We start from the raw sequence: 22,608 nt of genomic DNA, 5'->3' as shown, positions 1-22,608 counted from the left end.
TTCGGGCAGTCATTTAAACAGATATCGCCACATCGATTCCTGCCTCGCTCATCGCTTTCCTGACAGTCTGATGATATCGATCTGACAATGGTGTCAGTGGCAACCGCAGTCCCTCGCCGATCAATCCCATTTGCGCAACAGCCCATTTCACAGGAATAGGATTGGCTTCTATGAATAAATCCAGATGCAACCTCAAAAGCTTTCTGTTCGCAGCGCGGGCAGCAGCCAGGTCGCCCGCAAACGCCGCTGTGCACATCTCATGCATGAGCTTCGGCGCCACGTTGGCGGTGACGGAGATAACGCCATGCCCGCCGAGCAACAACAAAGCCAGGGCACTGGCATCATCGCCGCTATAGATTGCAAAATCTTCGGGAGCACGGCACAACAGATCGAACCCCCGACCGATATCACCCGTTGCATCCTTGATTCCGACAATGTTGGGAATTTGCGCGAGACGAAGAATCGTATCGTTGGCGATATCTGCCACCGTCCTGCCGGGCACGTTGTATAGTATCTGCGGGATATCCACCGCCTCGGCCACCGCTCTGAAATGCTGGTATAAACCCTCCTGGGTGGGCTTGTTGTAATACGGTACGACTGACAGGCTTGCATCCGCTCCCGCATTCTTCGCATAAATGGAAAGGTCAATTGCCTCGCGCGTGGAATTGGCTCCAGTTCCCGCAACTACCGGTACCCGTCCGGCTGCCTGTTCCACTGCGGTTTTGATCAGCAAATGGTGCTCTTCGAAATCCACGGTCGGTGATTCGCCGGTGGTTCCTACCACCACGATACCATCAGTTCCTTCCGTCACATGAAAGTCGATCAAGGATTGGAAACGCTCCAGATCCAGTTCGCCATTTTCATGCATCGGAGTGACAATGGCGACCAGACTGCCTTTTATTGCGACGTTATCCATGAAGGTAGATTCGAAAAAAACGGCTATTTTACCTGAATCCGGCAGCGGCAAAGCATATTCGCGAAGGTACAGGTCGCGTTGTCAGACAACACCAGGAGGAGCGGGTTCCCGACATCTTAGATGAATCCGATGAGAGTCATGAAAACCAAAACACCCTGGATGAATCTGCTGTCAGCTGGTGGTTGTCCTCCCACGCATAAGAAGGGGAGGCTGCGCGCAATGCTCAAGTAACTTGAGATGAGTAATAATTGGCTATGGGAAAAGTCCTGTAATTCAGTTATTTCCCTAAAAGTGATGAGCTCAAGGAATGGAGAATCTAAAAACCTGATCCTCTCGCTCGGACTCTCCTCGCTCCGCCTTGGGGCGGCGGCGGTGGGGAGGCCTTTTCCATCACGGGAAAGGGCTGGGAATGGGTGGGGTGAATAGCAGGCAATAGCGGACTATTGTTTCCCGCGTATTCTTTTATCCCCCCAGCAAGTCCCCCTCACAAAGGAATGGGGGCGCTTGCCTGGGGGGATTGGCGCGGGAAGCACTGGGTCCATGCCGGCGGAAAGGGGGTTCAAGGGAATTCAAGTGCAACTGCGTCCGCAAAGCTTTGCGGATCACAGGCCATGACAGGCGAAGCGCACCGCCTCAGGCCTTGGGCGGCTGGCGTGGCCTGTGACAGCAGCAAACGGGAAAAAGTGGGGAAGATTTTCTCCGGCGAGAAAATATCCGATTGATTTGAAAAAGAGATCGTTACCGGGTGGCCGAAACGACAGCTTCAGGCGGAATGGCGGACTTGACGTACCTCATCAGGGTTATTTTCCCAACCGATTGTGGTTTACATCGTTAATTACGGCTTGCGTACCAGACCCCATCAATTTGTTCAAATCCGCCTTGCTCCTCCAGGTATGAGTCGAAATTCTCATGGCCGACAGACAGCAGGATCAAATCACCGTTCACATGGCCTTCGGTTTGGACGATCATATTTTTTACTGCCTCTGGTGAGAGCCCGCCGATGTTTCCACGCTCATCCACCATCCATCTTGTAGCATTCATGAATGCCTCGTTGCGGGTAAATCCTGCGCCGAAAACGTAGTAACCCGATTGAACAACCGCAAATCTGATTGGCAAGCGGCCTCCTGTCGCCCACTCCCGGTATTCAGGATAGGCCTCAACCAGGGCAAGTCCATCTTCGGTAGCTTTCACCGTCCAATGCTCTTCAGGGTATGGAATTCCGTTAGCTTCATTTATGGGACGGCTAATTGCTATTAGCCCTTCTGCCTCCAATTCCGCCAGATCGTCGGCGTTATAGATCTCCGTAAAGTGCTTTCCCGCCTTGTCGTGGGTAGTAATTTTCGAGAGGATTCGCACTTGCTCTGCTGTGTTCATTTTCTGCTCCGTGGTTAATGTCTTGCTCCTTGTTGCTCAGGTTGCTTCCTCAGCCATCCACTGCACGCTCAGTCATGCTGCCGGGGTAGGCCCGCCCATCTTTGTCATACTCATTACTTGGACCCCAGTGCGGCTATTCCAGTTAAAAACTGTGTACCTGGATAATGAGCAGTTTCTTTACGAAATTTGTCTACAAGGTCCTTCTCCATAACTTGTACGCCATTCGCCCCTCGAAACATCGCCTTGAATGCCTGCGGATATTTCGACCTCATCAGGCTGGTAACAAGGTCGAGTGCTTCAACTGAATCTGTATTTTCATAGAGAATGGAATCGGCAGCTTCAGGGTTATAGTAGATCTCTGACATTGGTTTTTGCTTTTCCGTTGGCCTTAATCCGGCAAGCGGCAAATTAGACCACTTCAGCCTGGCAAGAAGCTTCAACTTGCAATCGCCTTTACCCCGCTGTCCTCCAAGTCCTTTCGGAATGATGAACGCCCAAATATAATCAGGGTGGCGGTCTTTCAGCTTTTCAAGTTGCTCCCTGCTGGAAACGAATCGGCCCAACATATCTTCTTTGACATTGTTCTCAAATTCTTTCCAGTAGTAAAAAACGTCCAATATTATTTCTCCTTATTTGAACCCAATTTTTCTTATTTTCGCACGTGCAAAAATTCTTCCCCTATTAATCAACCTTGAGAGCTTCCGATAGGAAAGCTCTTCCTCGCACATCAGCGTAACAACGCAAAAACGGAGACATCAAACCATGAACAAAAACGAACTCATTGAGGCGATTGGAGTTGGAGTTGACCCACTTTCGTGGACGATTATGAGCTTGATTCCCAAGCGTTATTGACGTTTCCCCGAAAACCGGACGGTTTAAAACTACAGGCGGACCGCTTCGTTGGTTTGATCTGACCTCTTTTTGACGAACTCGCTCGGGGTCAGGTGGCCGAGTGAGCCATGGGGACGGTGGTGATTGTAATCGTCCTGCCAGGCCTTCAGTTTCTCACGGGCATCGTGCAATGTAACGAATTCGTGGACATTGAGGAACTCATCGCGCAATCGGCCGTTGAAGGATTCGATCAACCCATTATCCGTGGGTTTGCCCGGCCGCGTGTAATCGAGCTTGATCCCCCGGCGATATGCCCACTCGTCCAGAGCCCTGGACGTGAACTCCGTGCCGTTGTCCACGGTGATTGCCCTGGGCCATCCACGCTGCGCTGCAAGCCGGTCCAGGGCTTGGCCCACGCATCGCCCGGACAGCCTGAAGTTGGCCTCCAGGCACACACTCTCGCGACTCCACTGATCAATGACAGCGAGGATGCGAAATGCCCGGCCGTCTTGCATCTGATCGTGGACAAAATCCATGCTCCAATGCTGGTCCGGGCCGGTGGGTGCCTGAGGCCTGCCTCGCAACAGCGCAATGCGCTTGCGGCGCTTGACCTTCATGCGCAGTTGCAGACCCTGCTGGCGATACAGCCGATACACACGCTTCTTCCCCACCTGCCAGCCTTCGCGCTTGAGCATCACCAGCACCCGCAGGTAGCCGAACCTGGGACGGCTCATGGCGATATCGCGAATGCGCTGGCATAGCGCACTTTGATCACGCGCCCTGCTTCTGGCATACCAAACCGAGCGCGCTAGCTGCGCCAGGCGGCATGATCGCTGCACACTGATCTTGAAACGCTCCTGCATCCAGGCTGCTAGCTCGCGCCGCTTGGCAGCCTTCAGAGCTTTTTTCTCACCACCTCCTGCAGAATCTGCTTGTCCAGCGTCAGGTCCGCCACGATACGTCGCAGCCGAACATTCTCATCCTCGATCTGCTTGAGCCTGCGCAGCTCGCTCACACCCAAATCCGCATACTTCTTCTTCCACGTATAGAACGTGGCCTCAGACACACCGATCTGCCGGCACACATCCACCACCGGCTGACCGCTATCGGCCAGTCGCAGCGCATAAATGATTTGCTCCTCTGTGAATCTCGACTTCTTCATCGCTTCTCCTTTGCCTCTCATGAGGCCTTGGAAGCAATCCTACCTCCAGTTTTAACCTGTACCGATTTTCAGGGGAAACGTCAGCTCCTTTGACAGCATGAACTCCATTATCTACATTGAAGTAATGGATTGCCAAACCCTGCTGGAGAATGCCGTGACGCTACTCAGCCACTCCTTCAAAGTTCGCCATCTTATCCTGGCCGCAGCCTTAACTACCGGCCTTGGTTTTGTCAATCCTGCAAACGCCGAAATAGTCCTCCTTGTTGACCTTAACAGCAGGAAAGCAATTAGCCTGGGCACTTTGGGCGGGAGCTGGAGCAATGCCTCCGGCATCAACGATGCTGGGCAGGTAGCTGGATACTCTCACACGGCTGAAGGTGGTCAGCATGCCTTCATCACCGGTCCTGATGGGGTGGAGATGAGAGACCTGGGCACTTTGGAGGGGGGTGAGAGCTATGCGTACGGCATCAACGATGCCGGACAGGTAGTGGGAGGCTCTGGCACTGTTGGAGGCTATGCCCATGCTTTCATCACTGGTCCGAATGGCATGGGGATGAGAGACCTGGGCACTTTAGGCGGGCACTGGAGCTATGCCTTCGGCATCAACGATGCCAGACAGGTGGCTGGATACTCTCTCACGGCTGATAGTAATCGTCATGCCTTCATCACCGGTCCTGATGGCATGGGGATGAGAGACCTGGGCAGTTTGGGCGGGAGCTTGAGCGAGGCTTTCGGCATCAACGATGCCGGACAGGTGGTAGGAATGTCTGGCACAGTTGATGGTAATCTTCATGCCTTCATCACCGGTCCTGATGGGGTGGGGATGAGAGACCTGGGCACTTTGGGTGGGCGATGGAGCTATGCCTACGGTATCAACGATGCCGGACAAGTGGTTGGAAACTCTTCCACGGCTGATGGTAGTCTCCATGCCTTCATCACCGGTCCTGATGGGGTGGGGATGAGAGACCTGGGCACTTTATTAGGTGGGAACGGGAGCCAGGCCAACGACATCAACGATATCGGACAGGTAGTGGGATACTCTTACACGGCTGAAGGTTATTACCATGCCTTCATCACCGGTCCTGATGGTGAAGGAATGACGGACCTCAATTCGTTGGTTGACCTCCCTCAAGGGATGGTTCTAGTCCAGGCAATGGATATCAATAACAGGGGTCAAGTCATTGCTATTGCTATTCCTACTACTATCCCGAACCTGAAGCCTATGCCTTAATGCTCGCCGGGTTGGGTTTGATCGGGTTTATGGCGAGACGAAAGAAGATGGAAAATTTAAAACGTTATTGAACGCTCATCTCTTGTTCTGCAATATTGCCCTTTTTGGCGAGTCGATAAGTAGCATAAAGACTCCCTTTTGCTACATCTTTACATCCTGCCCTTTCAATTTTTCAATATTTCCTCTTTCAACGAGATAGATCGCTTTCAATGTATCTCGTGTCATTGAGCAGTAGCGCACATACTTTAGGTTGTGGAATGCCCCTCCCGGGACGCAATCCGCTACCTGGCCAGTCTTTCCACAGGCACAAGGGCAAGCGGTTAATAGATCCGCCAGTAAGCTGGTTTACGCCGTAATCTCACTAAATGAATCCGTTCAATAAATTGTTTTCCCTCCACCTCTCCCTCTACCACATGCGACAGTTCTCCGTATTGCCTGGAAGCCTTGCTACCCCATCGACGCATAAGAACCCAATCGCCTAGTAGGTCAAGAACAAGCTCAGCCTCATACCAACGCTGCGCCGTTTCCCAACGGGCACGGATAGAACCTGTGGCCAAAAGCCCTACTTCTGATCTCTTTTCTGTTCCTTTCCTGCTTTCAGAACTACTTTGAAGATTGGCTTTGGCGCTTTTATTTTCCCAATTCTTTCCCGAAATCTTCACTGGCCTCCTGGGGCCGGATGCGGTTGGACAATCTGGTTGACGATAATGGTATCGGCGCGTGCCTCGACTTGGGCAAGATCGAAAATCATCTGCAGCCGCATCCAGAAAGCAGGAGCGCTTCCCATGGACTTTGATAGCCTTACCGCCATCCCCGGCGATATGCCGGCTTTTTCGTTGATGAGACTGGACAGGGTAGGTCGTGACACGTTTAACACCTTGGCAGCCTCGGTAACGCTTAAATCCAGCTCTTCGATCGTGCTTTTTACAATCCGACCAGGATGAACAGGATTCTTCATGCCCATTTTCAGCTCCTTCAGTGGTAATCGGTTAAGTCCAGGTCCTGCGCCGCTCCGTTCTCGAAGCGGAAAATAATTCGCCAGTTTCCGGTAACGCGAACACTCCAGAATCTTTCTCTGCTGGCCACTTCGAGATTCTCAGCTGTCTTTGCCGATGGTTTAGCATCATGCACACTCCCCTTAAGTCAAATAAGCGCGTCAGCCGATCTGGAATCGACCATCTACGTTCGTAGCCGCTCCCGCTTCAATGGCGACCGTTTTCAATTCCTCGCCGGTCGTCTTTTTTTGAGGGTTGCCGCAATCCTGAGCAATGCCGGAAACCCAGGCTGGACAGGCGCTTTGGAAGTCATCAACAGACCTATCCCCGCCAATGGGGGAAAACTCCATTAGTTGATTTCCCCCTGCTCAGTGAGCGAACTTCTTATGCCTTCGGGGGTACAAGATAATCTTTCACAACTGCACCGCGTTTTGAATCAGCATTGATCATCGAAGGCCGTACCCACACTACTTTCTTTTCAAGTCGCCGGAGATGTCCGCGCCTCAAATGCATGTGAGGACTGTCATGCTTCCCGCCCGATCCAGCCCCGCTTCGCGGCCTCTTATCCTCTGAAAGCTGCAAGATTTTGTAGGAAAAAAGGGTTGTTTGTCTTTTGCCATGCGTTTTTTATTAAGCGCGGCTGGTGCTGGATTTCACTGGTTGTCACGTTTGGACAGTTCATAACGCTACAAGCCTGAACCAATGCCATCACTTCATCGTGCGAATCGAGTTTCAACCTTACCCACTCCCTCTCCCTTGCAAGGAGAGGGTTGGGGAGAGCGCGCTTGGCTTCCGGGAATTTCCTCAAGCCGGTACGGATTCCCTTGTCTTCGAGAAGGTGATCACGCCATTTTTCGAATCGACTGTGATGGTATCCTTCGCAGCGAAGTGACCTTCGAGTATTTCCTTTGCCAGCGGGTTCTCGATCTGGGCCTGTATCGCGCGCTTGAGCGGTCGGGCCCCGAACACCGGATCGAATCCCGCCTGGGCCACTTCTGCAAGCGCAGCATCCGTCACCTTGAGGTGCATTTCAAGTTTCGCCAGACGCTTTTCCAGTTGCTGAAGCTGTATCCGCGCGATGGATTTGATATGCCTCTCATCCAGCGCATGGAATACCACCACCTCGTCAATCCGGTTGATGAACTCCGGGCGGAAATAGGCCTTCACCTCGCCCATGACCGCCAGCTTGATGACCTGGTAATCATCCCCTGCCATCTGCTGGATCATTTGCGAACCGAGGTTTGAAGTCATGACGACAACAGTATTCTTGAAATCCACCGTGCGGCCCTGTCCATCAGTCATGCGTCCGTCATCCAGCACCTGTAGCAGAACGTTGAACACGTCAGGATGTGCCTTTTCCACCTCATCCAGCAGAATTACCGAATAAGGTTTTCTGCGTACCGCTTCGGTCAAATAACCACCTTCCTCGTATCCGATGTATCCGGGCGGTGCGCCGATCAAGCGCGCAACAGAATGTTTTTCCATGAACTCGGACATATCGATGCGAATCAGATGCTCTTCGGAATCGAACAAAAAACCAGCCAACGCCTTGCATAGCTCTGTTTTACCCACCCCCGTCGGTCCGAGGAACAAAAAGGAACCATAGGGGCGGTTGGGGTCCGCCAGTCCCGCGCGTGAGCGGCGGATAGCATCGGATACCAGGCGTACCGCCTCATCCTGTCCCACTACGCGCTCGTGCAGCTTCTGTTCCATATTCAGGAGTTTTTCCCGTTCGCCCTGCATCATCTTGGAAACAGGAATGCCAGTAGCACGCGAAACCACTTCTGCGATTTCTTCCGCTCCAACCTGGGTTCGGAGCAGCTTCGGCTTGTTTTGCTCCATGGTCTCTTTCTCAGCCTGCCGATCCTGCACCTGAAGTTGCGCCTCCAGTTGCGGAATGCGTCCATATTGCAGTTCGGAAACTTTCTGCCAATCTCCTTTGCGCGTCGCCGCCTCGATTTCGAGCTTGACCTTTTCCATTTCTTCCTTGATATGCTGCGTACCCTGCACCTGGGATTTTTCAGCTTTCCAGATTTCTTCCAGGTCGGCGTATTCGCGCTCGAGTTTGGCTATCTCATCTTCCAGTAGTGCAAGACGCTTCTGGGACGCTTCATCCTTTTCCTTCTTCACCGCCTCGCGCTCGATCTTGAGCTGTATCAGACGCCGGTCGAGCCTGTCCATCGCCTCCGGCTTGGAATCGATTTCCATCCGGATACGTGCCGCGGCCTCATCGATCAGATCGATGGCCTTATCGGGCAGAAAGCGGTCGGTAATGTAACGATGCGACAGTTCAGCCGCTGCAACGATGGCCGGGTCGGTGATATCCACGCCATGATGCAGCTCATATCTTTCCTGCAAGCCACGCAGGATGGCGATGGTAGCTTCCACCGTCGGTTCATCCACCAGCACCTTCTGGAAACGCCGCTCCAGCGCGGCATCTTTCTCGATGTACTTGCGGTACTCATCCAGGGTAGTGGCGCCCACGCAATGCAATTCACCCCGCGCCAGTGCCGGTTTAAGCATGTTGCCCGCATCGATTGCGCCCTCAGCCTTGCCCGCGCCCACCATGGTATGAAGCTCGTCGATGAAGACGATAACGCTCCCGCTGGCCTGCGCAATCTCTTTAAGAACAGATTTGAGGCGCTCCTCGAATTCGCCCCTGTATTTGGCTCCGGCGAGCAGCGCGGCCATATCCAGCGAGAGCACTCTCTTGTCCTTGAGGGTTTCCGGCACCTCATTATTGACGATACGCTGAGCCAAACCTTCGACAATAGCAGTCTTGCCCACACCCGGTTCGCCGATCAACACCGGATTGTTCTTGGTACGGCGCTGCAATACCTGGACAGTACGTCGAATTTCATCATCACGCCCGATAACCGGATCAAGTTTTCCCGCCCGCGCACGTTCGGTCAGATCGAGCGTATATTTTTTCAGAGCTTCACGACTGGCTTCGGCCTCAGGATTGCTGACATTCTCGCCACCGCGCACCTCGTTGATTGCCTGTTCCAGCGCATTGCGACTGGCTCCGTTCTGCCTCAGCAGATTCCCAGTCTCGCCTTTGTCCTGAAGCGCGGCCACCAGGAACATTTCCGACGCAATGAACTGATCACCCCGTTTCTGCGCCTCCTTGTCGGCCAGGTTGAGCAGATTACCCAAATCACGCGAGACATTGATCTCTCCCCCCGTACCCTCTACTTTAGGAAGACGCTCAATCGACTTTTTCAGTGCTTCCCGGAGGGGCGGCACATTCGCACCTGCCCGCTGCAACAATGAAACCGTGCCCGTATCTTGCTGCTGCAAGAGTGCTAGCAGCAAATGCTGCGGTTCAATATAAGGGTTGTCCTGCCCCACGGCAATGCTCTGCGCATCGGACAACGCCTGCTGGAATTTTGTGGTTAATTTGTCGAAACGCATGAGAAGCCCTTTATGGGTAGTGAATGATTATTATATATGTGGGATACGGGAGAATTTTCAAGATATCCCTTACGGCCCCAATCCTCAGGCGAGATGGAGGATGCAACAGGCAAAGCTATTGCTGTATCGGATTCCAGTACCGCATGCCAGTCAAAGCGAAGGTATTTCCGGATATGGATACAAAATGTTGAGAGCCACACTTTTGCCCGCCGTCTCCACGATGCGCACATGCTCGCGCTTCAATTGACGGGCGTGGCGCAAGCCGCAGGAGTAGGCAATCATATCGATTTCCCTGTTCATGTTTTTGGCATAATTGGCAACGCGCTGGTATTTCTCCTGCACCACCAGGCCACGCTGCAAACGCCGATTATGGGTGGTGATACCGGTAGGGCAGGTATTCAGGTGACATCGCATGGCCTGGATACAGCCGAGTGAAAACATGAAACCGCGCGCGGTGTTGACGAAGTCCGCACCCACGCACAGCGCCCACGCCGCCCGTGCCGGTGTCACCAGCTTACCTGCTGCAACCACACGTATGCGGTCTCTCAAGCCGGATTCCAGTAATGCATCCACCACCCGTGGTAACGCTTCCGCAATGGGCAGGCTCATGTGGTCGAACAGAGTCTGGGGCGCAGCCCCGCTGCCACCTTCGCCCCCATCGATGTTGAGAAAATCCGGTGCGTATTCGGAACCCCTGCGATTCACTGCGTCGCACAGTTCGTTAATAAAGCGCCACCCGCCGATGGCAGCCTTGACACCCACAGGCCGCCCGGTGAGATCGCGGATATGAGCGATCTTGTCGAGCAGTTCATCCACATTTCCGATATCGCGATGACGATTAGGGCTGATTGAATCACGATGGGCAGGAATACCGCGAATAGCCGAGATTTCATTGGTTACCTTGGTTCCGGGCAGCAACCCTCCCTTACCCGGCTTCGCACCCTGAGAGAGCTTTATTTCAAATGCCTTGACCACCTTCGCAAGTTCCTTTGCCCGCTCCGGTGAAAAATTACCCTCCTGGTCGCGAATACCATACTTTGCAGTACCGATTTGCATGACAATATCGCCACCACCTTCGAGATGATAAGGTGAGAGCCCGCCTTCCCCCGTGTTCAGCCAGCATCCCGCCTCCGCCGCTCCAAGTGACAATGCGCGGACTGCGGGCGCCGAGATCGCGCCATAGCTCATTCCACTGATATTGATAATGGATTTCGCATGAAAAGGATGCTCGCAATAGCCCTCGCCAATTATCAGCGGCGGAGTGGGCAACCGGTCGCTCTCCAATACGGGGAAAGCGACATTGACGAAAAAAATAGAGCCTGGCTCGCGCAGATCATTGGTCGAGCCGAAACCGACGATACCGCCCTCATTCTTTGCATTCCTGTACACCCATGAGCGAGTAGCGCGATTAAAGGGCATTTCGCTCCGATCACTGGAAAAGAAGTATTGCCGGAAATACTCTCCCTGCTTCTCCAGGAAAAATCGCAGGCGCCCGATTACTGGATAGTTACGCAGGATGGAATGCTTCTTCTGGGTTATATCCTGAATGAACCAGAATACGACTATCCCTATCACGATCAGACCGACAATCGTGCCGAAACCGTATGAGATTACTTTCAATGCATCAGACATGACGCCTCCGTATTGCATTCAGCTAAAATACTCCATTCGTTCCGGTAAACATAATAAAAATGTTTTACGATCATTTCACATATCTGGAAACCGAAATCAAGAATAACGTCAGCCAGGCGCTGCTCGAAGATGTCGGTGCTGGCGACCTCACCGCTGGCCTTGTTCCTTGTGACGAAACTGCGACCGCTACTGTGATCAGCCGTGAAGAGGCTGTGATGTGTGGAAGCCAATGGTTTGCCGAATGCTTTCGGCAACTGGAATCGCAAATCGAAGTGCGCTGGCATGCGCAGGACGGCGAAACAGTCGGCGCCGGACAGAAACTCTGTGAAGTGAAGGGTGATGCCAGAGCACTGCTGACAGGTGAACGGACAGCCCTCAATTTTCTGCAACTGCTCTCGGCTGTCGCCACCCAGACCCGATGTTACGTGAATGCAATTTCCGGAACCGGTGCAGTCATTGTCGACACCCGCAAGACCTTGCCTGGATTACGGCTGGCCCAAAAATATGCCGTTAAATGCGGCGGGGGAACAAACCACCGGATCGGTTTATATGATGGCATTCTAATCAAGGAAAACCATATCATGGCTGCCGGCGGTATTGAACCGGCACTGCATGCCGCGAGGAAAATTGCCGCCCGGGGGATATTCATCCAGATCGAAGTGGAAACACTGGAAGGCCTCCGCACTGCTTTGAATGCCGGAGCGACACTGATTCTGCTGGATAACTTCGATCTGGAAGAACTGAGGAAAGCAGTAGTATTGAACGCGCGGCTAACCAATAAAGGCGCAGTGCTGGAAGCTTCCGGCGGAATTACCCTTGACAATGTCCGCGCAGTAGCCAAAACCGGTGTGAACCGCATTTCCATTGGCGGCCTTACCAAGGATATAAAGGCCATAGACTTGTCGATGCGGTTTTCTTCCCGTACCTGACATGCCACTCAAAAAATGCAGTCGCGTCTGGTTTTTTGAGGATCTTTAAGCGACAGATTAGCAGGCATCCGTCCCAACCCGTTGCGAACAATTGCCTTTTTTGGTTTTTGTGGTAACAGCAACTTTGACAACCATCGCTGACGCTTCGCCATCTCCCACAGGAGCAAAGACATCCCGATACTCCATGCAAGACTCACAATGCTGTTTAGATACACATAAGGGCTTATGTAGTGCAGCGCGTCAAACGCCAGTGTTTGCAGGAAGTCATGAAAGATCAGGATAAAAAGAGTCCCTGATCCCAGGTATGCCAGCGGTTTTCTGAAGGATGAAAAATTTTGCAGTAACGAAGCGATACTGAGCGTTATATATATCCCTGTCGCCGCCTCCACGGTCGATACAACTGCACTATCGTATACCCTTTCATTAAGATCAATAGTGTCATCAAAATAAAAGTGCAGAGCAACAAACACTACGGCAGATACAAACAAGCCGGGCAGGCTGAATTTCATTGATTTCACGGGTGTAGCGAGCAGATACCCGAAGATAATGAAGGAAGATGTTATCGGAATAAGATCAATGCCCCAGGGGAGTCCCAGGAATCGTCCTGGTCCCATAAGGCTGGCGGCTATTGCCGTAGGGTGACGATAGGCATCGATAGAACCTATGCCAATCCCTAAGAGCATGAGGGCAACTGACGCTATCCATACCTTGTTGTCCGTGCAAGCTTCAACCGCCCTCAAAATGATCAGGGACGCGATCAATGAGATAAAAAGATGCGGTAAGAACCATAGGGTAATCCACGCAATTGTGTCGCCGGTACCGTAAAGCAAGCCTATAAAATACCTGGTGCCGCTGATGTCGGCATCTCCATCCAGTGTCGCCCACACTATCTTGAGTATACCGAGGGCTGTCAGGACAATGAAATAGGGTTTCAGTAGCGATCCTGTCCGCCCTATTGCAAAACGCAGGAGTCCGTGTGGTGCTCTCAAAAATATTCCTGCCAGGAAGAAAAACAAAGGCATGTGAAAGGAGAAAATAACTCTTGTGAGTTCGCTTTTCTCGTGAGTCGACAGCCAGTTGTGCCCAAGCACAACAAAAAAAATGCCCATCCCTTTTGCCAGGTCAATTGTGCTATTACGGGTCGTCATAAAAAATAGCCGGTCTGGAATAATATGCATCGGTATGAAATAGTTCCGGCAGGCGGGGTAATGCATTGCACCTGAATCGTTGTTGCTTTCAGATAAAGAATTGCGGGAACAGGTTCGAGATTGAAATACATGTCAGCAATTGTTGAAAACTTTAGCGCTGGTTACAGCGCGTCCGAAATCAATAGGGTCAGAGTCGATTGATCCCATTTAGGATCAATCGACTCTGACCCTATTGAAATCCATATTATTAAAGCAAGATAATATTGTCCAGCAGGGGCAATACAACCGATCCTTGCCCTTCTCTCTCATCGGTGCTCAAGGTATCAAGGGGCCATGTGGGAAGATGCACCAGAGGCACGACAAATTCAGGAGGCTGGCCGCCTTCAGACTCGCTGAGACCAAACAGAAACAGGCGCGCGGGCACCCAGGCGTCGTCACCCTTGATACTTAACCTGATCGAGTCGGCGTTCAGTTGAGCCCTTGTAAAAGGAATATCGACCGGGGCGAAGTAAAGATTTGCCTGGGCGCGCTCCAGGTCATCCTGAGAAGTGTCGGGAAAAACGTGATCTACGACCACGCGGCCATCAGCAGCGGTAATCTGAAGCGCGATGTCGTTGTCGGTGCCGGCATTATCTACATCAGCGGTAGTCAAGAGCAGGAGCAATCGTCGAATAACTACCGTTTGGTCTCCCAGTTGAACGCGTGCAGGAGCAAAGGAAAGCTTGCCTTCACCAGAGTCCGTGCTGAGGGCCACACCCACCAACTGGCCCGCAATTCCCACATCCCCTTGCAACTCGGTATTGAGGGCAAGTGGAACGATTAATCCATCTTTTTGTTCCCCCCAGACGAATACGCTCTTGGGCCGCCACATATCATTACCGCGAATGCCGATCCGGATGGAGGAAGCATTCAGGTCCTGAGGATCGACCGTAGAGCCGACAAAGGGTTGCGGCTCGAAGTCATCCTCCGTTATTTCATAGAGATTCGCTTGTCCTTGTTCCTGGTCGTTCTGCTCCGTGTCAGGAAATGTGCGGTGCAAGACATCGAACCTGCCACCTCTTACATTGATAATTAATACAATGGAACTGTCGGTACCGGAATCATCCGAATCGTCAGTCAACATTCCGAACCATACGGTTTTAAGATCTGACATGATTGCTCCTCACCTTATATATAGATATCAGGATCTATTTTTAATATAGCGCATCAGTTCATCTTGAGAAGCTTCAATCCAAAGCTGGATTGATTTTTGACTTACGGCCGGCTAATGGGTAGATGATCCATTGAAATCCAGTACCATCAAGCCAGGGTTGCCGCCAGCAGCAGCGGTATTCACGCTAACCACCCGCTCAGCCGTCAAACGGTATAAAGGGAAATCGGTACCGGAGGCAGTAATGAATGCGACTAGAGCACCTTCGCGTCCCGCCAGCTCGTTTCGGAGCCGGTAGGCCTCATCTTCAGAGCCTGAATAGAGAACCGCAGAAACCGGTGCGTGGACCCAGTCCCGCTCGACATGCAATCGATCCCGCACTTGCGGCGGCAGCTTATCCAGTAACGCGTGCAAAGGCGGGTTATCAGCCAAAATAATCTGGTTACCGGTCGCCAGCGCCGCGGCCATCTGCTCAAGCAGCGCATCTTCGTCTACGGCAATACAGGCTACCGCTCCCCGTGGGGCGAATCTTAATGTATTGCTCTCCCCTGTCGGTCCCGGTAGCGGAATGCTGAATGCGAGGGGTGTGCGTTTGGCATAATCCTTGCACAACGAGGCGAGTACGTCCCGTCCGGCTTCCCGGGCCCAATCGGCAAGAGTTTGCAGCTCAGCAGGCGCATTATTTACCTGGAGGCCGCCGTTATCCGCCAGCAAGAGGGGCGTCTGAGGCATCAGCCGATGCAGGTAGAGCGGCCCTCCTGCCTTGGGGCCGGTACCCGATTTGCCCTCCCCGCCAAAGGGTTGCACACCGACCACGGCCCCGATCATATTACGATTGACATAGATGTTACCGGCATGCACACGCTTGGTAATGAAATCAATGGTCTCATCCACCCGACTGTGAATACCATGCGTCAGACCGTAGCCAGTCGCATTGATCTGGCCAACAAGCTCGTCCAGCCGTTCCCGGGTAAAACGCACGACATGCAGCACCGGTCCGAACACCTCACGTTTGAGCTCATCTATATGATCAATCTCGATCAGGGTGGGTGCAAGGAAAGTGCCGTTCACACAAACCGACGGCAGCGCCGGTTGGAAAACGGTATGACCTGCCGCGCGCATTTTTTCGATATGAGCGAGCAAGGCGTGTTGAGCATCTGCATCAATTACCGGGCCGACATCGGTAGCAAGCCGCCGGGGATCACCCACGGTGAGTTCCACCATTGCGCCTCTCAGAACCTCCAGCACCTGTTCAGCGATATCTTCCTGCAAGCACAATATCCGCAGCGCCGAGCAACGCTGCCCCGCGCTATCGAACGCCGACGTCAGCGCATCCTGCACCACCTGCTCGATACGAGCGGATGAATCGACGATCATCGCATTCTGACCTCCGGTCTCGGCGATGAAGAGGATCTCACCTTTCTGGGAACGAAGAGCGAGTGTACGGCAAATGAGTTGCGCGACTTCGGTAGAGCCGGTGAAAATAACTCCATGCACACGGACATCTTTGACAAGCTGCTCTCCAACCCTCTCACCCCGTCCGGGCAAAAGCTGCAACGCTGGCCGTGGAATGCCAGCCTCATGCAGCAGCCTGACAGCAACGGCGGCAATCAAGGGCGTCTGCTCGGCTGGCTTCGCGAGTACGAGATTGCCCGCAGCAAGCGCGGCACTTACCTGGCCAATGAATATTGCCAGCGGGAAATTCCAGGGACTGATGCAGACCACGGGGCCGAGCGCTGAAGACGGACTCGCATTGGACCAGCCGCGTATCTGTTGCCCGTAATAACGGCAGAAATCAACCGCTTCACGCACTTCCGCAACCGCATCGGGTAACGACTTGCCGGCTTCGCGTATCGCCAGTCCCATCAGTTCCGTACGGTGCGCTTCCAATGCATCCGCTGCCCGTTCAAGCATCGCAGCTCTGGCTTCATGCGATACATTTTGCCATTCGGCCACGAATGCGTGCGCGGCAGCGATCGCCACTCCGACATCATGCTCGGTCGCCTCTATCACAATGCCGAGGGAATCATTGCGATCAGCCGGATTGAGAACCCGTGAACCTGCATTACCGGCATTCCCACCGTCTGCAAGCACAGGCTCAGCCCGCCATTCACGCCTTTCCATTCCAGCCAATTCGGCAGCCAATGTAGCCAGTACCTGCTCATCGCTGAAATCAATGCCTGCCGAATTCCTGCGCTTGTGACCGTACAAATCACAGGGCAAGGGAATCGCAGGATGAGGATGCACCCCTTTCTGCTCGATCTGGCTGATGGGATCCGCAACCAGCTCTTCTATACTGATATCGTCGTCGAGAATGCGGTTGACAAATGACGAATTTGCGCCATTTTCAAGCAGGCGGCGCACGAGGTAAGAAAGCAGCGTCTCATAGCTGCCTACGGGGGCATAGATGCGGCATGGCTTTGCGAGTCGATCCTCCTCCAGGAGTTCGACCTGGTCGTACAGCGTCTCGCCCATCCCATGCAGGTACTGGAACTCGTAATCTTCGATACCCGCATCCTGTGCTGTTTGGCATACGGCTGATAATGTGTATGCATTATGGGTAGCGAACTGGGGATAGATCGTCTCCGCTGCGCGGAGGAGCTTCTGCGCGCAAACCATATAGCATATGTCGGTATGAATCTTGCGCGTATAAACGGGATAGCCATCCAGTCCCTCTACCTGTGCACGCTTGATTTCCGCATCCCAGTACGCGCCCTTCACAAGCCGAACCATGATGCGATGACCGCTGCGGCGCGCAAGATCGATGAGCCAATCGACAATGAACGAACATCGCTTCTGATAGGCCTGGACGACAAAGCCGATGCCATCCCAACCCGCAAGATCCGGGTCGAACACGAGCGCTTCCAGGAGATCGAGCGAGAGATCGAGTCGATCGGCTTCCTCCGCATCCATGTTGAAGCCCATGTCATAGTGCCTGGCAAGCAGCAGCAGTGATTTAAGACGTGGCAACAGCTCAGCCATCACACGCTCGCGCTGGGAGCGCACATAGCGGGGATGCAGCGCGGAGAGCTTTACTGAAATTCCCGGTCCCTTGTAAATACCGCTCTTAATACCACTCTTGCCACGCGACTTGCCGATAGCATGGATGGCCGAGGTGTAGGAAGCCCAGTAGCGCTGGGCGTCAGCCTCCGTTATTGCCGCCTCCCCCAGCATATCGTATGAATAGCGATATCCCCGCATCTCGCGCTCCCGGCTACGCTCCAGCGCTTCCTCGATGGTTTCGCCAATCACGAACTGGTGGCCCAGCATACGCATTGCCAGATCCATTCCTTTTCGAATCAGCGGCTCGCCCCCCTTTTCCATCAATCCGGATAACGCAGCTGACAGCCCATCTTCTCCGTGGGTCGAAACCAGCTTGCGAGAGATCAGAAGGCCCCAAGCCGTCGCATTTACGAAAAGCGAAGGGCTATGTCCCACATGCGCGCGCCAATCACCCCTGCTGATCTTGTCCCGTATGAGGCGATCGGCGGTTTCCCGATCCGGGATGCGCAGCAGCGCCTCGGCCAGGCACATCAGAGCTATACCCTCCTGGCTCGACAGGGAAAATTCGTGCATCAGCGCATCCACGCCTCCCCTATGGCTGTGTTTGCCTTGCATCGCGGAGACCAGTTTACGGGCGAGTTCCTCTACTCGCATGCGGCTGCTCGGCGGCCAATCGAGCTGGCTCAATAAACCATTCACGCTCTCGGTCTCGTTGCGCCGATACGCACTGGTAATTGCAGCGCGCAAAAATCGGGGATGGATAACCGTTTTTCCCACGTTTTTTCCGTGTGAGCGAAACAATTTACTTGATCTGCCGATTACCTTCATTCCCGGACTCCATGTCTCTATCTCACCCATTTTGGGAAACAGGTTGAGGTCGTAGCCCTCCAGCCTGTGATTTTCGAAGAGAAGGCTGGTTAAGGTAAAAAGGTATAAAAGCAGAGCAAATTTTCGGACCGTTGTTTCAAAACCACTCCTGAGAGCCTGGTCCCTTTCTGCACCTCCTCCTGCTGAAGAATAGCGTGGAAATTATTGAACACTGAACCGGAGCCTGTCTGTTGGCCCCGTCACATAACCAGATTGCTGCGCAACTGAAAATTCCCTGAGGGTCACTATCATGAGAAAAACTGCGGTCTGCCCCATATTCGTCAGCTTCGAAGAGTTATCCCTGTTTCGATTCATGGTTTATAATCCGGGCATCTCTCCCAATACTGACTCAATACCTCATTCATAATCCCGCAAAAGCAGTAAAAAATACAACGCTTTCTGGAGTCAGTTTCGAGTCTGGCCGGTTTTTAACGGATGAACAGATCCAATATCCGCATTTGTCTGAAGGAGGCACCGATGTATCTTACAGTAACGTTTACAACGGTCGAATGAGTCTCATGCCGGTTCTTCATTCTCAGAAGTACTTGATCATAAATGCATGACCTGGTCTGATTATCTTCCAGCCTGGCCGCTTCAAATCAGTCCAGCGCTGTGGCTGGCGCTCACACTCGTTGTCGCTGTGCTTCTGGGCGAAGCGCTGGTACGTCATCTGAGGCTGCCCCGGATAGTTGGCTATATCGGCATTGGCGCACTATTGGGGCCAGGTGGACTGGGTCTTATCCCTCAGCTCCCCGTGAACGAGTGGCGCCTGGTGGTTGATCTCGCACTTGGGATTCTCCTGTTTGAATTGGGTAGCAAGGTCAATCTGCGCTGGCTGAAAGCCAACCCGTGGCTTGCAGGCACCAGTCTTCTCGAAGCCATCACTACTTTTGGGGCTGTCTTCTCGGTGCTGGTATGGTTTGATGTTACCAGCACTGCCGCTGCCGTCGTTGCAACCATCGCCATCGCAACCTCGCCCGCTATCATAGTACGCACCGTAACGGAATCCCGCGCTCAGGGTCAGGTAACCGATCGGCTCCTGCTCATGACAGCGCTCAACACCATCTATGCGGTGATTTTCCACAAGCTGACGGTTGCCGTCATGCACGGTCAGGCGGGTACAAGCTTCGTGCATACCATATTCCCCCCACTCTATCTCCTCGGGGGGTCCGCGTTGCTGGCATGGTTGTTCGGCGTTACCTTCGAACGCATCCATCACCACCTAGGGCAGCACGAGGAAACTTTTTCCTTCATCCTGTTCGGCATGATCGCCTTTGCCACCATCATGGCTTCGACACTCAGGCTCAGCCCGATCCTAGTCCTGCTTGCTGCCGGATTGATCACCCGCTACCAGCGCAAACACACCCGCACGTTCCCGCCGCACTTCGGCTCCGCGGGGGCTGTTCTGGTGGTATTGATGTTTATTGCGAATGGTCTGGCAGCAGATCTCAGAGGCTTGCAGGATGGTTTTTTACTGGTTCTGCTGCTTATCGTCGTACGAATCATAGCAAAGCTCTCAGCCGTGCTACCGCTGGCTACCCACAGCGGCATTGGCTGGCGTCAGGCGATATCACTCGGTATTGCACTGGTCCCCATGTCAAGCGTGGCGCTTCTGCTGACACTGGATACTGCAATCGATTTTCCCGAATTCGCGTTCGGCCTTGGAATGGTGCTGATGAGCTGGATCGTCATACTTGAATTGGCCGGGCCCATTCTGGTGCAAGTTGCCCTGCGCAGAGCCGGAGAAACACCGGAAAAAAAAGCATGAGCCTGATGCCCTTCGCGCCCTCCCGTCCCCTGAGCATAGGGGTGGAGCTTGAGCTGCAGTTGCTCAGCTGTAACGATTACAACCTCGCCTCCTCTGCACCCGAGATTTTGCGCCGCGTAGCAAAACGCACGCACCCCGGAGAAATCAAGCCGGAAATGACGCGCAGCATGATAGAGATCAATACCTCGGTGCAACAGGACTATGCGGGGCTGGTGGCGGAGCTGCGCGCCCTGCGGGATGTTGTTTCTGATGCCGGACGTTTTCTCAACGTTGCTGTTGCAGGCGGAGGCACTCACCCGTTCCAGCATTGGAGCGAGCAGAAGATTTCCGATGCGCCGCGATTTCATTACCTCTCGGAACTGTATGGCTATCTGGCTAAACAATTCACGATATTCGGACAGCACGTACACCTCGGCTGTCCCGGTCCGGACGAAGCGCTGCATCTGATGCATATGCTCTCGCGCTACATTCCGCATTTTATTGCCCTGTCAGCCAGTTCGCCGTTTGTGCAGGGGCATGATACTGGTTTTGCCTCTGCGCGGCTGAACTCCGTTTTTTCCTTTCCGTTAAGTGGAAGAGCGCCTTTTGTATTGCGCTGGAACGATTTCGAAAAATTCTTCGCCAAGATGGCGGGAACGGGAGTGGTCGAATCGATGAAAGATTTTTACTGGGATATACGGCCAAAGCCCGAATTCGGCACCATCGAGGTGAGAGTGTGCGATACGCCCCTTACAGTCGAGATTGCCGCTGCCATTGCCTGCTATATCCAGGCAATGTCCAGATACATCATGGTGGAACAGCGCATGGCGCCCGAAGAGGATGACTATCTGGTGTATACGTTCAATCGCTTCCAGGCATGCCGCTTTGGCCTGGAAGGCGTCTTTATCGATCCTCGTACCCACCAGCAGCGCAGTATCCGGGAAGATATAATGGAGATGCTTGAACACATTTCCGACCACGCAAGAGAACTGCACGCGGTGGAAGCGATGGAACGCATCCGCGAAATACTCATCGTCGGCAATGGCACAAGCTGGCAGCGCAGGGCTTATGCGAGCGAGCACAACCTTGCCGACGTCATGCAATTGCAAGCCGAATTATGGATGGGAAACTGATTCTCGTGAGGAGTGTCAAAACTGCCAGGTAGATACGGATCGATGAGAAAAACCAGCGCAACAAAGTAGCGCAACGTCGGCTCGATTGCCGCCAGACCACTGTAAGGAGGGCGCAAAGTTATCCAGGGCGTATTAACCACACCGACACTGGCTAGCTATATGTAACGAAGAACACCGCGGAAATTCCAAAATCTAATTACATTCATATTTCTGAGGACTCATCCGTTACCTGAGATGCCCCGCCCGTTACGTATCGGCCTGTCACCCCGTATCCTGCATCAACCGCCCCCTGAACTGGGTTTTCGCAATAAAACCCTGCAATACCTTGAACAGACTGTCGCCCACTGGATCATGCGCCGACGAGCGCTGGCATTCATGTTGCCGGCAATAGAAACCGGCGGCGTCGAGCGTTCTCATGTGCGTATAAGCGACTATGTCCGGGAAATCGACGGCCTGGTGCTGCAAGGTGGCGCAGATGTATCTCCCGTTTCCTACGGTGAAACACCTCACCGGCCGGAGTGGTCCGGCGACCGGGTGCGTGATCTTTACGAAATGGAGCTTTTCTGGGAATGTGTGGTACAAAGAAAACCGGTATTGGGTATCTGCCGCGGACTCCAGCTCATCAATGTAGCGTTGGGTGGAAGCCTATACCAGGATATCGCGACGGATCGCCCGGAATGCCTCATTCACGTAGATGCCGTGTTGTATGACCAGCATCGGCATGCGTTGTTGATTGAAGAAAATTCCCGGTTGGCGAGGCTCTACGGCAATCGCTACCAACACCTTGTCAACAGCATACATCATCAGGCAATCAAGGAACTGGGACGGGATTCCATGGTCGAGGCAGTATCCGAGTCTGACGGCATCATCGAAGCAATACGCATGCACGGAGACAACTACGTGACGGGATTCCAGTGGCATCCCGAATTCCATGGCCCCGCCACAGACCTGCTCGATTCCGGTCCCATACTGGATGATTTTCTTGCTGCCGCTGAAAAGCAGCGCGAATAATAAAGTGACAGGTCCTTCCTGTCGCTGTTCGTCCTGAATCTGTCGAAGCGAGGCGGAATAGAAGG

General features: G+C 53.3%; 19 protein-coding genes. 6 read left to right on the top strand and 13 right to left on the bottom strand.

Annotated elements, in window-relative coordinates:
* Positions 1–13: 13 nt before the first annotated feature.
* From dapA to C8R21_RS06495, 4 genes are all read right to left on the bottom strand, one after another.
* Positions 14–916: a 4-hydroxy-tetrahydrodipicolinate synthase gene (gene dapA / locus C8R21_RS06515; RefSeq protein WP_107762025.1), complete on the bottom strand. Its 903-nt coding sequence runs from the start codon at positions 914–916 to the stop codon at positions 14–16.
* A gap of 831 nt (positions 917–1,747) precedes the next feature.
* A complete protein-coding gene (locus C8R21_RS06505; protein WP_107761977.1) occupies positions 1,748–2,290 on the bottom strand; it encodes a hypothetical protein in 543 nt (180 codons plus the stop codon).
* A 113-nt stretch (positions 2,291–2,403) separates the two neighbouring features.
* On the bottom strand, positions 2,404–2,907 hold the full coding sequence (locus tag C8R21_RS06500) for a hypothetical protein (RefSeq protein WP_107761976.1): 504 nt from the start codon (positions 2,905–2,907) through the stop codon (positions 2,404–2,406).
* A 264-nt stretch (positions 2,908–3,171) separates the two neighbouring features.
* Positions 3,172–4,283, bottom strand: a protein-coding gene (locus tag C8R21_RS06495) for an IS3 family transposase (protein ID WP_375135997.1) whose coding sequence is annotated in 2 segments (ribosomal slippage) — positions 3,172–4,028 and positions 4,028–4,283 — 1,113 coding nt in all. Because the reading frame shifts where the segments join, the coding sequence is not laid out codon by codon here.
* Between the two features lie 97 nt (positions 4,284–4,380).
* Between C8R21_RS06495 and C8R21_RS15630 the strand changes: the two genes are divergently transcribed.
* Positions 4,381–5,514 carry an HAF repeat-containing protein gene (locus C8R21_RS15630; protein WP_258192286.1) on the top strand — a complete coding sequence of 378 codons (1,134 nt, stop codon included), beginning with the start codon at positions 4,381–4,383 and terminating at the stop codon, positions 5,512–5,514.
* Complete coding sequence (locus C8R21_RS15625) at positions 5,514–5,585, top strand: hypothetical protein (protein ID WP_074704460.1); 72 nt, start codon at positions 5,514–5,516, stop codon at positions 5,583–5,585. The genes C8R21_RS15630 and C8R21_RS15625 overlap by 1 nt, the downstream gene beginning before the upstream one ends.
* 249 nt (positions 5,586–5,834) lie before the next feature.
* On the opposite strand, the gene C8R21_RS06480 is transcribed toward C8R21_RS15625, so the two are convergent.
* The 6 genes from C8R21_RS06480 to C8R21_RS06450 all read right to left on the bottom strand — a co-directional run bounded on the left by C8R21_RS06480 (position 5,835) and on the right by C8R21_RS06450 (position 11,555).
* The gene (locus C8R21_RS06480) at positions 5,835–6,176 is read right to left on the bottom strand and encodes a hypothetical protein (protein ID WP_219906619.1); all 342 of its coding nucleotides are present in this window, start codon (positions 6,174–6,176) and stop codon (positions 5,835–5,837) included.
* A complete protein-coding gene (locus tag C8R21_RS06475; protein WP_107761974.1) occupies positions 6,173–6,478 on the bottom strand; it encodes a HigA family addiction module antitoxin in 306 nt (101 codons plus the stop codon). Before C8R21_RS06475 ends, C8R21_RS06480 begins: the two co-directional genes overlap by 4 nt.
* Before the next feature lie 11 nt (positions 6,479–6,489).
* Entirely contained in the window at positions 6,490–6,645 is a 156-nt protein-coding gene (locus C8R21_RS06470) for a type II toxin-antitoxin system RelE/ParE family toxin (RefSeq protein ID WP_107761973.1), read from the bottom strand.
* A gap of 25 nt (positions 6,646–6,670) precedes the next feature.
* Positions 6,671–6,859 (bottom strand): hypothetical protein, encoded by a 189-nt coding sequence (locus C8R21_RS06465; RefSeq protein ID WP_107761972.1) that lies wholly within the window; start codon positions 6,857–6,859, stop codon positions 6,671–6,673.
* A 454-nt stretch (positions 6,860–7,313) separates the two neighbouring features.
* Positions 7,314–9,923: an ATP-dependent chaperone ClpB gene (gene clpB, locus C8R21_RS06455; protein WP_107761970.1), complete on the bottom strand. Its 2,610-nt coding sequence runs from the start codon at positions 9,921–9,923 to the stop codon at positions 7,314–7,316.
* Between the two features lie 150 nt (positions 9,924–10,073).
* Complete coding sequence (locus C8R21_RS06450) at positions 10,074–11,555, bottom strand: FMN-binding glutamate synthase family protein (protein WP_107761969.1); 1,482 nt, start codon at positions 11,553–11,555, stop codon at positions 10,074–10,076.
* Positions 11,556–11,614: 59 nt separating this feature from the next.
* On the opposite strand from C8R21_RS06450, the gene nadC reads away from it, so the two are divergent.
* On the top strand, positions 11,615–12,484 hold the full coding sequence (nadC, locus tag C8R21_RS06445) for a carboxylating nicotinate-nucleotide diphosphorylase (RefSeq protein WP_107761968.1): 870 nt from the start codon (positions 11,615–11,617) through the stop codon (positions 12,482–12,484).
* Positions 12,485–12,492: 8 nt separating this feature from the next.
* Here nadC and C8R21_RS06440 read toward each other — a convergent pair whose 3' ends face one another.
* The 3 genes from C8R21_RS06440 to putA all read right to left on the bottom strand — a co-directional run bounded on the left by C8R21_RS06440 (position 12,493) and on the right by putA (position 18,562).
* Complete coding sequence (locus C8R21_RS06440; protein ID WP_181258869.1) at positions 12,493–13,662, bottom strand: acyltransferase family protein; 1,170 nt, start codon at positions 13,660–13,662, stop codon at positions 12,493–12,495.
* Between the two features lie 217 nt (positions 13,663–13,879).
* Positions 13,880–14,785: a hypothetical protein gene (locus tag C8R21_RS06435; RefSeq protein ID WP_107761966.1), complete on the bottom strand. Its 906-nt coding sequence runs from the start codon at positions 14,783–14,785 to the stop codon at positions 13,880–13,882.
* A 111-nt stretch (positions 14,786–14,896) separates the two neighbouring features.
* Complete coding sequence (gene putA / locus C8R21_RS06430) at positions 14,897–18,562, bottom strand: trifunctional transcriptional regulator/proline dehydrogenase/L-glutamate gamma-semialdehyde dehydrogenase (protein WP_107762024.1); 3,666 nt, start codon at positions 18,560–18,562, stop codon at positions 14,897–14,899.
* Between the two features lie 649 nt (positions 18,563–19,211).
* On the opposite strand from putA, the gene C8R21_RS06425 reads away from it, so the two are divergent.
* The 3 genes from C8R21_RS06425 (at position 19,212) to C8R21_RS06415 (ending at position 22,543) form a co-directional block, all read left to right on the top strand.
* On the top strand, positions 19,212–20,420 hold the full coding sequence (locus tag C8R21_RS06425; protein ID WP_107761965.1) for a cation:proton antiporter: 1,209 nt from the start codon (positions 19,212–19,214) through the stop codon (positions 20,418–20,420).
* On the top strand, positions 20,417–21,532 hold the full coding sequence (locus tag C8R21_RS06420) for a YbdK family carboxylate-amine ligase (RefSeq protein WP_074974534.1): 1,116 nt from the start codon (positions 20,417–20,419) through the stop codon (positions 21,530–21,532). The genes C8R21_RS06425 and C8R21_RS06420 overlap by 4 nt, the downstream gene beginning before the upstream one ends.
* Before the next feature lie 234 nt (positions 21,533–21,766).
* Positions 21,767–22,543, top strand: coding sequence for a gamma-glutamyl-gamma-aminobutyrate hydrolase family protein (locus tag C8R21_RS06415; RefSeq protein ID WP_074974533.1), 777 nt, complete (start codon positions 21,767–21,769; stop codon positions 22,541–22,543).
* The last annotated feature ends 65 nt before the right edge of the window (positions 22,544–22,608 follow it).

It is taken from the genome of Nitrosospira multiformis (assembly GCF_003050865.1).
GTDB classification, from domain to species: Bacteria; Pseudomonadota; Gammaproteobacteria; order Burkholderiales; family Nitrosomonadaceae; genus Nitrosospira; species Nitrosospira multiformis_E.
This window is presented reverse-complemented; position numbering and strand designations above follow the sequence as displayed.

Bases quoted from the DNA above. Each gene is read 5' to 3' on its own strand.
- dapA (WP_107762025.1), bottom strand. From the start codon at position 916: ATGGATAACGTCGCAATAAAAGGCAGTCTGGTCGCCATTGTCACTCCG.
- C8R21_RS06505 (WP_107761977.1), bottom strand. From the start codon at position 2,290: ATGAACACAGCAGAGCAAGTGCGAATCCTCTCGAAAATTACTACCCAC.
- C8R21_RS15630 (WP_258192286.1), top strand. From the start codon at position 4,381: ATGAACTCCATTATCTACATTGAAGTAATGGATTGCCAAACCCTGCTG.
- C8R21_RS06475 (WP_107761974.1), bottom strand. From the start codon at position 6,478: ATGGGCATGAAGAATCCTGTTCATCCTGGTCGGATTGTAAAAAGCACG.
- C8R21_RS06465 (WP_107761972.1), bottom strand. From the start codon at position 6,859: ATGGAGTTTTCCCCCATTGGCGGGGATAGGTCTGTTGATGACTTCCAA.
- clpB (WP_107761970.1), bottom strand. From the start codon at position 9,923: ATGCGTTTCGACAAATTAACCACAAAATTCCAGCAGGCGTTGTCCGAT.
- C8R21_RS06450 (WP_107761969.1), bottom strand. From the start codon at position 11,555: ATGTCTGATGCATTGAAAGTAATCTCATACGGTTTCGGCACGATTGTC.
- nadC (WP_107761968.1), top strand. From the start codon at position 11,615: ATGTTTTACGATCATTTCACATATCTGGAAACCGAAATCAAGAATAAC.
- C8R21_RS06440 (WP_181258869.1), bottom strand. From the start codon at position 13,662: ATGCATATTATTCCAGACCGGCTATTTTTTATGACGACCCGTAATAGC.
- C8R21_RS06435 (WP_107761966.1), bottom strand. From the start codon at position 14,785: ATGTCAGATCTTAAAACCGTATGGTTCGGAATGTTGACTGACGATTCG.
- C8R21_RS06425 (WP_107761965.1), top strand. From the start codon at position 19,212: ATGACCTGGTCTGATTATCTTCCAGCCTGGCCGCTTCAAATCAGTCCA.
- C8R21_RS06420 (WP_074974534.1), top strand. From the start codon at position 20,417: ATGAGCCTGATGCCCTTCGCGCCCTCCCGTCCCCTGAGCATAGGGGTG.
- C8R21_RS06415 (WP_074974533.1), top strand. From the start codon at position 21,767: ATGCCCCGCCCGTTACGTATCGGCCTGTCACCCCGTATCCTGCATCAA.